Annotated in this window: 11 protein-coding genes and 1 pseudogene; all 12 read right to left on the bottom strand. The window is 49.2% G+C overall.

The features are described 5' to 3' along the window. Positions 1 to 40: 40 nt before the first annotated feature. The 12 genes and pseudogenes from murA to ABGV42_RS24275 all read right to left on the bottom strand — a co-directional run bounded on the left by murA (position 41) and on the right by ABGV42_RS24275 (position 14616). Complete coding sequence (gene murA, locus ABGV42_RS24325; RefSeq protein ID WP_347384054.1) at positions 41 to 1324, bottom strand: UDP-N-acetylglucosamine 1-carboxyvinyltransferase; 1284 nt, start codon at positions 1322 to 1324, stop codon at positions 41 to 43. Between the two features lie 17 nt (positions 1325 to 1341). Then, positions 1342 to 1494 (bottom strand): annotated as a pseudogene (locus ABGV42_RS31920) (UDP-N-acetylmuramate dehydrogenase); the annotation flags it as partial. Positions 1495 to 1512: 18 nt separating this feature from the next. Next, complete coding sequence (locus tag ABGV42_RS24320) at positions 1513 to 1809, bottom strand: hypothetical protein (RefSeq protein WP_347384053.1); 297 nt, start codon at positions 1807 to 1809, stop codon at positions 1513 to 1515. A gap of 292 nt (positions 1810 to 2101) precedes the next feature. After that, the gene (gene murG, locus ABGV42_RS24315; RefSeq protein WP_347384052.1) at positions 2102 to 3211 is read right to left on the bottom strand and encodes an undecaprenyldiphospho-muramoylpentapeptide beta-N-acetylglucosaminyltransferase; all 1110 of its coding nucleotides are present in this window, start codon (positions 3209 to 3211) and stop codon (positions 2102 to 2104) included. A 7-nt stretch (positions 3212 to 3218) separates the two neighbouring features. Beyond that, on the bottom strand, positions 3219 to 4316 hold the full coding sequence (spoVE, locus tag ABGV42_RS24310) for a stage V sporulation protein E (protein ID WP_347384051.1): 1098 nt from the start codon (positions 4314 to 4316) through the stop codon (positions 3219 to 3221). A gap of 48 nt (positions 4317 to 4364) precedes the next feature. Beyond that, complete coding sequence (gene murD / locus ABGV42_RS24305) at positions 4365 to 5786, bottom strand: UDP-N-acetylmuramoyl-L-alanine--D-glutamate ligase (protein WP_347384050.1); 1422 nt, start codon at positions 5784 to 5786, stop codon at positions 4365 to 4367. 3 nt (positions 5787 to 5789) lie between these two features. Continuing rightward, positions 5790 to 6758 (bottom strand): phospho-N-acetylmuramoyl-pentapeptide-transferase, encoded by a 969-nt coding sequence (gene mraY, locus ABGV42_RS24300; RefSeq protein ID WP_095289967.1) that lies wholly within the window; start codon positions 6756 to 6758, stop codon positions 5790 to 5792. Between the two features lie 21 nt (positions 6759 to 6779). Beyond that, positions 6780 to 8186 (bottom strand): UDP-N-acetylmuramoyl-tripeptide--D-alanyl-D-alanine ligase, encoded by a 1407-nt coding sequence (locus ABGV42_RS24295; RefSeq protein WP_347384483.1) that lies wholly within the window; start codon positions 8184 to 8186, stop codon positions 6780 to 6782. Continuing rightward, complete coding sequence (locus ABGV42_RS24290; RefSeq protein WP_347384049.1) at positions 8186 to 9673, bottom strand: UDP-N-acetylmuramoyl-L-alanyl-D-glutamate--2,6-diaminopimelate ligase; 1488 nt, start codon at positions 9671 to 9673, stop codon at positions 8186 to 8188. Before ABGV42_RS24290 ends, ABGV42_RS24295 begins: the two co-directional genes overlap by 1 nt. Positions 9674 to 9799: 126 nt before the next feature. Further along, a complete protein-coding gene (locus tag ABGV42_RS24285; protein WP_347384048.1) occupies positions 9800 to 11764 on the bottom strand; it encodes a stage V sporulation protein D in 1965 nt (654 codons plus the stop codon). Positions 11765 to 11856: 92 nt separating this feature from the next. Then, on the bottom strand, positions 11857 to 14175 hold the full coding sequence (locus tag ABGV42_RS24280) for a penicillin-binding transpeptidase domain-containing protein (RefSeq protein ID WP_347384047.1): 2319 nt from the start codon (positions 14173 to 14175) through the stop codon (positions 11857 to 11859). Positions 14176 to 14187: 12 nt separating this feature from the next. Beyond that, positions 14188 to 14616, bottom strand: a complete 429-nt coding sequence (locus ABGV42_RS24275; protein ID WP_347384046.1) for a hypothetical protein — start codon at positions 14614 to 14616, stop codon at positions 14188 to 14190. Between the last annotated feature and the right edge of the window lies 1 nt (position 14617).

Raw genomic sequence — 14617 nt, 5'->3', positions numbered from 1 at the left:
CCCTCCCACACCACTTACAAAGAAGGGGACTCAAAGGACGTTAATTGGCAAAATCCAGCTGTTTCGAAACGGGGGACTGTCGCTCAACCGAAGCTCCAAGGCTCTGGAACAACTTCTCGATGCGGTCGTACCCTCTGTCAATATGATGCACTTGCTCGACAACCGTTTTACCCTGGGCAGCAAGGCCAGCAATAACCAGAGCTGCACCTGCACGCAGGTCGGTTGCTTCAACTGTAGCTCCGTACAAACGGGGAACTCCTCGGATAAAGGCTGCATTCAGATCGACCGAAATATCTGCACCCATGACGTTAAGTTCATCCACGTGCTTGAAGCGTCCCTCGAATACCGTCTCCTTCATCACACTGAACCCATCAGCCAGACTGAGCAAGACCATAATTTGAGACTGCAGGTCAGTCGGAAACGAAGGGTACGGCGATGTTACAATGCGGTCCACGGATTTGGGACGGCTCATACAGCTCACCGTCATTATATCATTGCAGACCGTGATTTGAACACCAGTGCGCTTCAACACATGTATAAGGGAAGTAAGATGTGCCGGGTTACAGTGTGTCAGGGTAACATTGCCTCTTGTCGCAGCGGCTGCAATCATTACGGTTCCGGCCACGATCCGATCAGGGATGATTTCATAGGAACACGGCTGCAGTTTCTCTACACCGTTAATCGTAATTGTATCGGTTCCGGCTCCAATTATACTTGCACCCATCGCATTGAGAAAATGCTGCAAATCCTGAATTTCAGGTTCTCTCGCTGCATTGAATATCGTTGTTGTACCCTCAGCCGTAACGGCTGCCATCATGATATTCTCCGTGGCACCCACACTTGGAAAATCCAGATGAATATCCGTACCCACCAGCTTAGGCCCACGGCACACGATCTGTTGATCAAGCTCTTCAATTGATGCTCCGAGCGCTTCCAGGCCCCGGAGGTGAAGATCAATCTTACGTTCTCCGATGGCACAACCACCTGGCTGGTATACGGATACTTGCCCAAACTTAGCCAGCAATGGCCCCATCAAAAAAATGGAAGAACGCATCTGTTTCATAAGATCCTCAGGCACATCATATGACCGGATAGACGATGTATCAATCGTCACTGTTCCCTGTTCATGCCGACACGTGCATCCAAGCCGTTCCAGGATATACAGCATTACTTCGATGTCCAGCAAGTGTGGGACGTTGTGCAGCGTGACTTCTCCGTCTGCCAACAAACTTGCAGCCATGATTGGTAAAGCGGCATTTTTTGCTCCATGGATGCGTATGGATCCTGAGAGGGGTTTCCCGCCTTCAATCACCAATTTGTCCAATGTATCACCTCCGGGGTTTACCGCTCACCCACTGGGAAGACTTCCGGTACCAGGTTATACCGTTTTTGAGATGATATAGTGCTCCGAATTTGCTGCATAAGGGTGATAACGTCCTCTGCTGTAGCTAGGCTGGCAATGACAATCAAATCGGCATGCAAGGTGGGTACCTGTAGCCTCCCGTGTTCCCTTCAGGCTCTGCTGCTTGAAACAGCTGGGCCGCGCGGTCTCTGGGCGGATTCCGGAATACGCTGCCTGCGCACGCATCTGCAGTGGCTGGGCAAAACGTCCGCGATTTTTGCAAGCCTCATCACTTCCGAAACGAATTTGCGCACGTTATGCCGAATTGCATATGCAGCTTCTGGCACAATGCCTCTCTGTTCATGCAGCACAGAAGGGCGATACGCAAATTCCATGTCCTCCTTGCTGTAACGTACCCATTTGCCTGTCTCCAGCACAATCTCAGCGGATTGAAATATGTGTGACACATCCGATCCATGAGCACCAGCGTTAAGTGTACACAGCTCCATCAAACGCTTTTGGGAATTTCCATGCCGAACTTCGATCCGGCCGGGCCTCTCCTTTTGGCACCAACCACAATCACCTATAAAGACATGTGATGCTCCTGCCGTTACGCCTGCCTCTTAGGTTCAGCATCCATTGAAGCCATCCCTGCTAAACGACAAAAACTGTGATGCGGCGCCATGGAACGATTGTCACAATTTATACGGTATCTTATGTCAGTCCTGCCTTGTGTGTGACAATCGCCCAGAACGCACTTTACCTGCGTACAGCAAGCCTTTGAATCTCATTCACCAGCACCTCGGCTGCATCCGGCTTGCCAAGCTCCCGAGACGCAGCGGCCATGCGTTTGCGGGCCGACTCATCATTCATGATCCGGGCAATGGCTTCATAGAGCCCTTTTCCCGACAGGTCCTTCTCCAGCATGGTTACGGACGCACCGCCGCCTTCTAGAGTACGTGCATTCGCTTCCTGATGGTTGTTCGTCACGTTGGGTGACGGAATCAAAATGGACGGGATGCCGAGTGATGTAATTTCGGCCAGGAATGAAGCGCCTGCACGATTTACAATCAATGAAGTACAAGCCAGAACTTCCGGCATGTTGTGAACATAAGGGAGCACATGCAAATGGTTTGGCATCGTTCCAAGTGAACTGCGTATCGCTTCTCTTGTTTCGTCAAAGTAGGATTCACCCGTAACATAAACCACGTGTACATTGTCCAGCTTCTCAAGCATGGGAGCCATGTCCACCATCGCTTTATTGATTGCTTTTGCCCCGCGGCTGCCACCAACCACCAGCACAACCCGGCTGTCCATTGGCACGCCCAGTGTGGCGAAGCCGCGATCACGGCTGGCCTTGGCAACCGTGGTTGCCCTCGGATTGCCCGTGTACACTACTCTTTTGGCTCCCGCAAAAGCCTTCTCGGAACCTTCGAAGCTAACTGCCACTGTATCCACATAACGTGTGAGGAACTTGTTGGTTAAACCCGGAATTGCATTTTGTTCATGAATGACACTCGGAATACCTAGTTTGGCAGCTGCATAAACCACCGGTCCACATACATAACCGCCTGTTCCGATAACCACATCAGGTTTAAATTCCTTGAGCAACTTCTTCGATTTACGGACGCCCTGAATGAATCTCATTACTGTCTTCAGATTCTCCACGGACAACTTCCGGCGAAAACCTGTAATATCAATGGATTGGAAAGGAATGTTCTCCTGTGGCACCAACTTGCTCTCCAGGCCACGGGTCCCTCCAATATATAAAAATGTCGAGTCGGGATTCTCCGCCTCACATTGCCTTGCTATGGCAACGGCCGGATAGATATGTCCACCGGTACCGCCGCCGCTTAGTACGACTCGCATCGCATAGTCACCTCGCATAACGTGATAAATTTAACAGTATTCCTAATGCTGTCAGCATCAAGGTCAGGGATGATCCACCATAACTGATCAGCGGAAGAGTTATTCCGGTGACTGGCATGAGTCCGATGACTACGCCGATATTGATAATGACTTGCACAGCCACCATACCGATAATGCCTACACCCAGCAAACTGCCAAAAGCATCTGGTACTGTCATCGCCACTCGCATGCCTCTCCAGACCAGCACCAGGAACAATAGAAGTACAATGAGTCCACCAATAAACCCGAGCTCTTCAGCCAATATGGAAAATATGAAATCCGTTTGTGGTTCGGGCACATAGCTGTATTTTTGCCGGCTCATCCCCAGGCCCAGGCCTGCCAGTCCACCCGGTCCGATTGCATATAACGATTGTATAATTTGATAGCCGGCACCCAGCGGATCAGACCATGGATCCAGAAAAGCCGTTATTCGCTTCAATCGGTACGGAGCAGCCGCAATCAACGCGGCAAACCCTGCGACTCCCCCAAGAGCAAGCAGCAGCAAATGTTTCATTCTCGCGCCTGCCGTAAAAATAATCAGCATGGATGCACCCATCATGACGGTGCCTGTCCCCAAATCGGGCTGCAGCATAATAATGCCGAAGGCGAGACCTATCAATCCAAGCGGGGGCAATAATCCGGTTGTGAACGTTTTGATTTTCCCCGGTTCCTTGCTGAGCCAATGCGCTAAAAACAAAATCATGCCCAGCTTCATGAACTCAGAAGGCTGGATACCAAATGATCCAATGCCGAGCCAGCTTCGTGCTCCGCCGCGGACCACGCCAATCCCTGGGATTAATACGGCGATCAGCATAATAAAACAGGCAATCAATATCGGTTTCGCATATTTCCGCCAGACCCGGTAATCCACATTAGCCGTTATAAACATGGCAGCCAGTCCGAGTCCTGCGAATAACAACTGTCTTTTGACAAAATAAAATGAATCGCCATAGTCATGAAAAGCAAGCACCGAGCCCGCACTATAGACCATAATAATGCCGATGGCAAGCAATGCCACAATACAAATCAGGAGCCAGATATCCGGCGCCGGTCGCGTCTGTTTCATCAGGAGGCCACCCCTTGCATGGAAGTAGGGGCTTTTCCACCCCCCTACTTACAAGTTATGCGCCGCCTCTTTAAAAATGCGTCCCCGCTCCTCATAAGAAGCAAACATGTCCCAACTTGCACACGCCGGTGACAGCAGTACTACATCACCAGGTGCCGCAAGCCGCGACGCTTCCTGTACTGCAGCGGTTAACGTCTGGGCAGCATCATCCTCATTATCGACGACCTTAATTTGCTTTAATCCCGCCAGTTCGGCGACCTTGGCGATTTTCTCCCGTGTTTCGCCGAGCGCAACGACCGCTTTTACCCGTTCTTGGAACAAGGGGAGCAGCTCCATCATGTCCGAACCCCGATCCAGTCCTCCGGCGATCAGCACAACCGGCTCCTTAAAGGAGTTCAGTGCCATCACGGTTGCCTTCGAATTGGTAGCCTTGGAATTGTTGTAGTACTTGGCGCCATTATGCTCCAGCACATACTCCAAACGGTGCTCAACTGCTTTGAACTCGGACAGGGGGACCTCAAGCACAGCTGGATCAGCTCCTGCTGCTACTGCAATAGCTACCGCAGCCAGGGCATTCCCCACATTAAATTGTCCCGGAATGCCGATGTTTTCAACGTCTATAACGATGTGATGGTTCCCTTCACCGTCGGCATATACCACCTGGCGTTTCACATCATCCTCTTCTCCATCCACGTAAGGAGGATCGGCGTATACGCCAGCTTCCAGCTTCTCTGTCATGGAAAACGGAAGCAGCCTGCTTTTAATATAAGGAACCAATTCCCGGCATACGGGATCATCCCAGTTCAGCACAGCTACATCATCCGGAAGCTGATTGGCAAAGATTTTAGCCTTGGAAGCGACATAGTCATCCATATCCCCGTGATAATCCAAATGCGTTTCTGTGACGTTAAGCAGACTTGCAATCCGGGGACGGAAATGGACGGTTCCCTTAAGCTGGAAACTGCTGAGTTCAACGACCATCCAGTTATCGGCAGTCGCCTGTTCCGCTGCCTCACTGAGTGGAGTACCAATATTACCGGCAACAATCGGCTTCAAGCCTGCATGTTCCAGCATTTTGCCAACCCATGTGGTTGTCGTTGTTTTCCCGTTGGAACCCGTAATCCCAATCATCGGTGCAGCACAGAGATGGTAAGCCACTTCCACTTCCGTTACAACCTCAATTCCGAGTGAAAGGGCCTGCTGTACTGGAGGCGCCTGATAAGGAATGCCCGGGTTTTTGACCACGAGCTTCACGCCCGCATGAATCAGATCATCGGGATGTCCCCCGCATACAACAGAAATTCCCAAAGCCTCCAATTCGGATGCTTCGGGACATTGTTCCCTCTCTTTTTTATCATTAACTGTGACTTTCGCTCCCGCACGGTGCAGCACTTTGGCAACCTGCACGCCGCTTTTTGCCAGTCCGAGCACAACAACCTGTTGACCGCGATATGATTCAGGATGGTTCATGATTTACAACCCCTTGTTGAGATAAAGTCCGAGCGCAGCAAGAATAGCACCAACTGCCCAAAAAGTAATAACAACCCGCCATTCCGACCATCCGCTTAATTCAAAGTGGTGGTGAATAGGACTCATTTTGAACACACGCTTGCCCCGGGTCTTGAACGATACCACTTGAATAATAACGGATAAAATCTCGATGACGAATACACCACCAATGATTACAAAAAGAAGCTCTGTTTTTGTCACAATGGCAACGGCACCAATAGCACCACCAATGCCGAGCGAGCCCGTATCTCCCATAAACACTTTGGCCGGGTGCGCATTGTATACAAGAAAACCAAGCACGGCACCAATCATGGCTGCCGCACATACCGCTGCTGGCATAGACGTTGCCTGCATCGCTACGATTGCAAATGCACCAAACGCAATAGCGCTGATTCCGGATAGCAAACCATCCAATCCATCCGTAAAGTTAACGGCATTTGTGATGGCAAGCATCATGAACACCACAAACGGATAATAGAACCATCCCGTCCAGTCGAAGGAGACCGATGTTCCGGGAATAGAAATCGCTGTGCTGTGTCCGTTCTGGATGAGCAGGAAACACATCACTGCACTGAAAAACAGCTGCCCCAGCATTTTTTGTCTGGCGGTCAGTCCCAATGAACGTTTGAATACAATCTTGATGTAGTCATCCAGGAAGCCGATCAGTCCAAAACCGAGCGTAGCCACGAGTAGGACGTAAAAATCCGTATTCTTGACTGCTGAAAACTTCAAAAAGGCTAATGTAAACGCGAGCAGGATGACAACCCCGCCCATCGTTGGTGTCCCGCTCTTTTTCAGATGGCTCTGCGGCCCGTCTTCCCGAACTTGCTGTCCGAATTTCATTCGGCGAAGTAATGGAATCAGAAGCGGTGCGGCAATTACCGCCAAAATAAATGAAACGCCGATTGTTAACAGTAATACCTGAAAATCCATGGGTTCACCCCTCTAGTCTACTCAATTCTGTAATGATGCTATTTTTAGTGATTCGACCACGTCCTCCAGCTTCATCCCCCGGGAGGCCTTGAACAAGACAACGTCTCTGGGATGCAATTTTTCCAGCAGGTAACGGGTCATCTCTTCTTTGTTTTCAAATGCATGTACGGCTTCTGCCGGCATGTGCTGTTTTGCACCCTCAGCTATATTGGCTGACAAAGGTCCATAGGTTATCACCATGTCCATTTTCCCTGGCGTAATATACTCTCCGATGCCACGGTGAAGCTCCTGTTCCTGAGGTCCAAGTTCCAACATGTCTCCAAGTACGGCTACTCTGGAACGATATCCTTTGAGCCCTTCCAGTACATCAATAGCAGCTTTCATCGATGTTGGACTTGCATTATAGGCATCATTAAGCATCGTTAGTCCGCTGATTCCATGAAGAACTTCAATGCGCATGCCCGTCAGTTTCAATTGCGATAACCCTGAAGCAATCTGTTCGGCTTTCACACCAAAGTGGCGTGCAACCGCAAGTGCAGCCAGACAGTTGACTACATTATGTGTACCAAGCAGAGGAAGCGTAAGTGCATGTTCTCCTAATTGTTTGGTCGTGAAAACAACGCCATTCTGTGCATTCATGAGTCCTGTCGGATAATCATTATTGTCTGTCTGAAGTCCGAAGGTAAATCGTTTCATTCCCTCCGGCTGCTTCGTTTCTGCTTCAGCCAGAACTTGCTTAATCAACGGCTCGTCTCCGTTATAAATCAACAGTCCACCTGGTTTCAGGCCTGCAGCAATTTCGGCTTTTGCTCTGGCAATCTCCAGCCTGGAGCCAAGCTGCAGCAGATGGGATTCACCGATATTTGTAATGATGGCAACATCCGGCTGAGCAATCAGCGACAGTGTCTCGATTTCTCTCCGGCCGCTCATACCCATCTCCAGAATCACAATCTCGGTATCCTGCTCCATGCTTAACACGGTAAGTGGAAGTCCGATATGATTGTTGAAATTGCCCTGTGTCTTATGCACCTTGAAGGTGGTAGACAAAATGGCATCCACAATGTCCTTGGTTGTTGTTTTGCCATTGCTGCCGGTAATGCCGACAACGGAGGTTTTGCTCTCGGCTAGATAAGCAGATGCAAGCCCCTGCAGAGCTGCCAACGTGTCTTCAACTACAATGATAGCTCCGCCCTGCGGGGGAACACCATGGTCTTTCTGCCATAATGCCCCTGCCGCTCCCTTCTCTAAACAGGCTTGCACAAATTCGTGTCCGTCAAACCTTTCGCCGACAAGCGGGATGAACAAGCTGCCTTCTACTAGCTTACGTGAATCTGTAAATACACCTTCAACATGGATTTCTCCATAGGCAGCGAAGTCGCTTAGTGTTCCTCCGCACATTTCGGCCAATTGTGCCAATGTTCTTTTTATCAATTGGATTTTCCCCTTATCGCCTCTTTGGCTATGATCCGATCATCGAAATCCGTTTTGGTTGTTCCGATGATTTGATAGGTCTCATGACCCTTGCCCGCAATCAATACTACATCGGCTGGGCTTGCCATTTCAATAGCTTCGTGAATTGCCTGACGACGATCGACGACCATAAGATAACGATCAGATGGTACGCCTTCTTCTACCAGACCTGCTTCAATATCTTTGAGAATCAGATCCGGATCCTCCGTGCGTGGATTGTCGGAAGTAACAAAAACAATGTCACTATACTTTGCGGCAATTTTCCCCATTAACGGACGTTTGGTCCGATCCCGGTCTCCCCCACACCCGAACACACAGATGACGCGCTCTTCAGCAAACTCTTTTACCGTCCGTAACACATTTTCCAAGCCGTCCGGTGTATGAGCGTAGTCCACAATGACAGCAAATGACTGACCTTCGTCTACGGCTTCAACACGCCCATCTACACCAGGAACAGTTTCAAGACTGCGTTTAATCTCTTCCAATGGTACCCCTTCAACAAGTGCAGCAGAGATAGCTGCCATGGCGTTGTACACGTTGAATTTCCCTACCATGCGCAAGTTAATGTCTGTACTGCCTGCGAATGTATCCACATGGAAAGACGTGCCCTGCGATGTAATCGAGATTTTGGATGCCCGTACATCAGCGTTATCTTCCATGCCGTATGTAATGACTTCAGCAGCAGTCACGGATTTGAAATAATGGGCCGATGGATCGTCAGCGTTAATGATCGCAAATTTGCGACGGGAGGCATCCTCTGTATACTCGTTGCCCAATCTTGCAAAGAACAGGCCTTTCGCTGCACGGTACTCTTCCATGGAGTTATGATAGTCCAAATGATCTTGAGTCAAGTTGGTGAATACAGCTGTACGGAAGTCCGTTCCCTTCACACGTCCCTGTTCCAGAGCATGTGATGAGACCTCCATTACGCAGCAATTCGTGCCTGCTTGAACCATATCGTACAGACTGCGCTGCAGATCCAGCGCTTCTGGTGTCGTTCCCGACATCGGATAGGTCCGGCCGTCGTAACGCATTTGGATCGTACCAATCAAACCTGTCTTCTGTCCATGATCACTCATGATCTTTTCAATCAGATAGGTGGTGGTTGTCTTGCCGTTCGTTCCCGTTACACCAATCATATTCATCTTGTGGCTTGGTGAGTCAAAAAAAGAGTCTGCAAGTACTGCCATTGCAAAACGACTGTCTTTAACCAACAGCTGGGGTACAGGCAGTTCCAGTTGTCGTTCCACGACCAGTGCTACAGCTCCGGCATTCACAGCTTTTTCCGCATAATCGTGTCCGTCTACCGTATGTCCCGGAAGACAGATAAACAGATCTCCCGGTTGAACCTGGCGGGAATCTGTCTGTAAGTTTTGGCATTCTGTATTAGGCTCGCCAATCAGGCGGGCAGTTGTCAGCTTCGATGCAAGTTGTTTTAAAAGCACATGAATAACCTCACTTCTCCAAGTTTACTTCTGCACAAGGCATATCTTTTTTTATTAATATCGTCCATATAGCCATTTAATGAAACGCAACTTTTTGAATTTTGTTGCGCTGGAACCCGGAGCCGGTTAAGGCTCCTGTCCTTCTTCGCTCGTATGATCGTGTGCATCATTCAGCACATCACTCATATAGATTCGTATCGTTGAGCCCTGCTCCACCCTTGCTCCGGGCTTCGGAGCCTGGTTAATTACGTATTTTCCGCTGCCGGACTTCGCCAGCATAAAGTTCATGTTGAGATCTTCATACAGATCTTCTACCGTTGCACCTGTGAGATCGGGAACCGTAACAATTTTGGTTTCACCATACTTGTATTCTTTCGCAACCTGGTCTTTACGCACAGGAACATTCATGTAATGCAGCGAGTCCTCTAGAATATTCTGTACAATCGGAGCAGCAACCACGCCCCCGAACTGAATTCCTTTCGGATTGTCGACAGCAGTATACACCACAATCTGTGGATCATCTGCTGGAGCAAAACCAATAAAGGATACAATATGCTCGGTAGAGGAATAACGTCCGTTAATAACCTTCTGGGCTGTACCTGTTTTGCCGCCTACCCGGTATCCGTCGATGAAAGCCGGTCTTCCTGTGCCTTTTGCAACAACACTTTCCAAAGCCTCACGAACCTGCTTGGATGTGTCTTCGGAAATGACCTGCCGCACTAGCTCCGGCTTGACTTCTTCCATCACTTCTCCCGTTTCAGGATGAACCCATGCTTTTGTTACATAAGGTTTGTAAAGCTTGCCACCATTGATGGCAGCCGATACCGCCGCCACTTGCTGAATGGGGGTAACGGAAACGCCCTGCCCAAAGGCTGTTGTCGCAAGCTCCACAGGACCTACTCGGGAAAGTTTAAACAAAATCCCACTTGCCTCGCCGCTAAGATCAATACCTGTTTTGGTTCCGAATCCAAAGTCTTTGATGTAAGAAAACAAGGACTCTTTACCCAGCTTTTGACCTAGAGCCACAAACCCGGGATTGCAGGAGTTCTCTACGACCTGCAGAAAGGTTTGACTGCCATGGCCGCCCTTTTTCCAGCAACGCAGCCGGGCACCTCCAACTTCAACATATCCTGGGTCAAAGAATTGATCCTGCTGCAGATTCACCTTCTTCTCTTCCAGCGCTGCCGCCAAGGTAATGATTTTAAAGGTTGAACCCGGTTCGTACGTCATCCAAATCGGCAAATTCCGGTTATAAATTTCAGACGGGTACTGCTGGTAATCTGCTGGTTCATACCCTGGTCTGCTGGCCATGCCGAGGACTTCACCCGTCTTCGGGTTCATGGCGATCGCCAGAGCGGAATTGGCCTGGAATTTAACCATGGCCTGATCCAATTCCCTTTCCATAATGGATTGAATTGATTTGTCGATCGTTAGCTCCAGGTTAAGGCCATCTCTTGGTTCCACATACTTCTCAGATGAGCCCGGCATTAGCCTTCCGGCCGCATCGGACAAGTAGGACACACTGCCATTTAAACCGGTCAACTTCTCATCATATCTTTTCTCCACCCCGGTCAATCCCTGGTTATCAATACCCGTAAAACCAAGAATGTGAGCGGCTAGATCATCATAAGGATAGAAACGTTTATTATCCTCTGCAACGACGATACCCGGAAGCTTCAAATCACGAATGCGCTGAGCTTTCTCCATCGTAATTTTGCGGCCGCCGGGTTGTAGTCTTACAATCAGTTCTCTTTTCTTGATGGTTGCCAGCACTTTCTCTTCAGTCATCCCAAGCAAAGGGGCCAGTGCTTTCGCCGTAGTCTCCGCTTCCTTCACCTGAGCCGGAATCGCCATAATTGTCGGTGTAGTTACATTATAGGCAAGAGAGGTACCATTACGATCCAGAATCTCTCCCCGTTTGGCTGAATACGGAATGTTACGCCGCCAAGACTCCTCCGCTTTCGCAGACAATTCCGGGCCTTTACCGAGCTGTACATAAGCAAGCCTGATCACCAGGGCCGAAAATAACAATACCAAAATGAGCAAACTCCATAACAGCCTGCGCCGTAGATTTACGCTTGAACCCTTCACGAAAAGATCCCCCCACTCGTCCCAAAATCATGATCTCGTTCATTCATGAATATTCGGGACAACCGGGGGTTAGAACAAGCTATAATGGATTGCTACGGAAGGACCGGATCGATCGCGGCACCTGAAGACGATTCCGTCTCATTGGTTGAAGTCTCGGTTCCATCAGCGTTGCCAGTTTCTTCGGTCTTACTTGGCTCTTCTGTTGTCTCCTTGTTCTCTTCCTTCAATGCTGCATCGGAAGATTCCGGATCTTCATCCGCTATCCCTGTTACTGCGGCCTTGGCCGTCTGCAATGTGAGCTGTATGGTCCGCTGTTCCCCAGCGACCTGCTCCTTTTGACTCACGACATAACCCTCGCCCTTGACAATCACTCCCACTTTCATTAGTGAAAGAACTTCCATGGCATCCCGAAGGGATTCACCTGTGAGGTCAGGCACTTTCATCTTGCTGCTGTCTTCGGTAAGCAGATAGATTCTCTGACCCGGATTCATAACCTCTCCTGCTGCAGGATACTGGCGAATTACACTCTCGCCCTGTCCGAGGGTTTCATAGGCAATGCCTGCGTTCAGCAGTTGGCTTCTGGCCTGTTTTGCCGTTTTTCCAGCGAGGTCGGGAGCCTTCGTCCGAATCACTGTAGTTTCCTTTTTGTCAGCGGTCTTCGTCGTGTCTTTCGGAACACCCATGTATTGAAGTGTCTGACTTACAATTTTCTTAAATACAGGAGCTGCAGCAGCACCACCACCAATGTTGGTTCCACTCGGTTGGTCAATGACGACCAGCATCGCAATTTTGGGATTGTTGACAGGTGCAAATCCGATAAACGAAACGACGTCCTTGGTTTTACTATATTCCCCGTTTACCCATTTTCTTGCTGTTCCTGTTTTACCGGCAACTCGGTATCCTTCAATATAAGCGTTGCGACCGGTACCTATCTGCTGGTCTGCTACAACCTGTTCCAAATATCCACTTACGAGTTTCGCAGATTCCTTGGAGATGACCTGGCGGACCTCTTTTGGCTTGATGACTTCAGTAGTCCCGTCATTTGGATTGATAATTTCCTTCACCAGATGTGGAACCATCAGTTTCCCGCCGTTGGCAATGGCCGAGATTGCTGCCACCTGCTGAATCGGGGTTACTTGAACCAAACCGTGACCATAGGCTGCTGTTGCAATTTCGGACTTGTAGACCAATGGTTTGATCGGGGAAGCCGACTCGCTTGGCAGATCAATCCCCGTTTTTTGGCCAAATCCGAATTCGTCTATGTAATGACGCAGACGTTCGCCACCAAGCATGTTGTAACCTAGATTAACAAAGGCAACGTTACTTGAGCGTTTAACGCCTTCGAGATAGGAAATCTGGCCATAAGCGTGACCATTATCACTAATCGAAAATCCGCCAATATTAATCCGTTTCGATTCAAATGTGGCATTCGGATCAAACAGCTTCTCTTCTACAGCACCAGCCAATGTAACAATTTTAAATGTGGAACCTGGTTCGTAGATGGACTGTGTCGCATGGTTGATGAAATTTTTCTGATCCGTGGTTTCCCCGTAGGTATTAGGATTGAAGTCGGGCCAGTTGGCCATGCCCAATATTTCCATCGTGTTAGGATCTGCCGCTATGACGGTCATGCTCAGTGGATTGTACTGGGCAACCGCTTCTTTTATGGCATCCTGAATATAAAATTGAATAGTGTCATCAATCGTAAGCTTCAGATTGTTTCCGTTCTGCGGAGGCAGGTAGTTATCCTGAGAATCAGGAAGCTTGATGCCTTTTGCATCCTTTTGATAGTTCAGATAACCGTCGGTGCCTGTCAGCTCTTCATCATAAGAAAGCTCAAGCCCATTAACGGCTTTCCCGTCATAACTCATGTAGCCAAGCAAGTGCGAAGCAAGCCTTTCTTCCGGATAAAACCGCTTCGACTCCTGTGCCATCACGATGGCGTTCTGAGCCTTGTATTCTTCCTTCAGTTCCTCACGTAGTGCGGTTACTTTCGCTGCCAGTTCCGGGCTGATTTTGTATCCCTCACTACGCACTTCACGTTGCTTGTAATACTCCCCATCTTTATTTTTGGCAGTCACCAACGCACGCATTTCACTTTCATTCTTGCCAAGTATTGCAGACAGCTTGGATGTGACGACGTCTTCAATCCCAAGCTCATGGATCATCTCGGGGTTAACCGATACCGTGTACGCCGGTGCATCTGTTGCCAAGATGTTGCCATTCCGATCTGTAATGGACCCTCGGCTTGCCTTAATCGTCTGCTCACGTTCCACCAGCTCGGATGCATATCCTTGCCAGGTACTGCTGTTTACAACTTGAATGAAAAAGATTCGGGTTATCAGTACAAGAAAAAAGAGGGTAATACATCCCCCTATAAGCAGCGTGCGCATCTTTATTCTTTTTACCATCGGTACACCTCTTTACTTACTTGCTGTATCCGAAGACGACTCTGTATCCTGCGAGCTCGTTGCACTTGTTGTACGAGGTACATAGATTACATCCTTACCGGAGGCCTCCACGTAGCCTAGTTTGCGTGCATTTTCAATAACCAGATTGTTCAGCTTTTCTTTTTCAACTTCCAAGTCTGCAATGGTTTTCTCGGCTTCTCTCGTCTCGGACAGCGTTGATTGAGCCTGCTTGTTCAGATCATAGATGTGAGCATAACGCCACATCAGTGCACCACCGATAACGATACAGACAATCAATGTCATTAGGTACAAGAACTTCTCACGTCCAGGAAGACCGGTACGACGAGTCACCACTTTGGTGGTTTCCTTGTACCGCTGCTGAGTCACACGTTCTTGGGTTGCTTTTTCTTTCACTGCAAGGTTACCACGTGTATATGCCATA

The sequence above is a fragment of the Paenibacillus pabuli genome (assembly GCF_039831995.1).
Lineage (GTDB): Bacteria > Bacillota > Bacilli > Paenibacillales > Paenibacillaceae > Paenibacillus > Paenibacillus pabuli_C.
The sequence above is the reverse complement of the archived record's forward strand: the minus strand, read 5'-3'. Positions and strand labels throughout refer to the sequence as shown.

Coding starts and splice junctions, on each gene's coding strand:
- murG (WP_347384052.1), bottom strand. CDS start 3,211: ATGCGAGTCGTACTAAGCGGCGGCGGTACCGGTGGACATATCTATCCG.
- spoVE (WP_347384051.1), bottom strand. CDS start 4,316: ATGAAACAGACGCGACCGGCGCCGGATATCTGGCTCCTGATTTGTATT.
- ABGV42_RS24280 (WP_347384047.1), bottom strand. CDS start 14,175: ATGGTAAAAAGAATAAAGATGCGCACGCTGCTTATAGGGGGATGTATT.
- murD (WP_347384050.1), bottom strand. CDS start 5,786: ATGAACCATCCTGAATCATATCGCGGTCAACAGGTTGTTGTGCTCGGA.
- ABGV42_RS24275 (WP_347384046.1), bottom strand. CDS start 14,616: ATGGCATATACACGTGGTAACCTTGCAGTGAAAGAAAAAGCAACCCAA.
- mraY (WP_095289967.1), bottom strand. CDS start 6,758: ATGGATTTTCAGGTATTACTGTTAACAATCGGCGTTTCATTTATTTTG.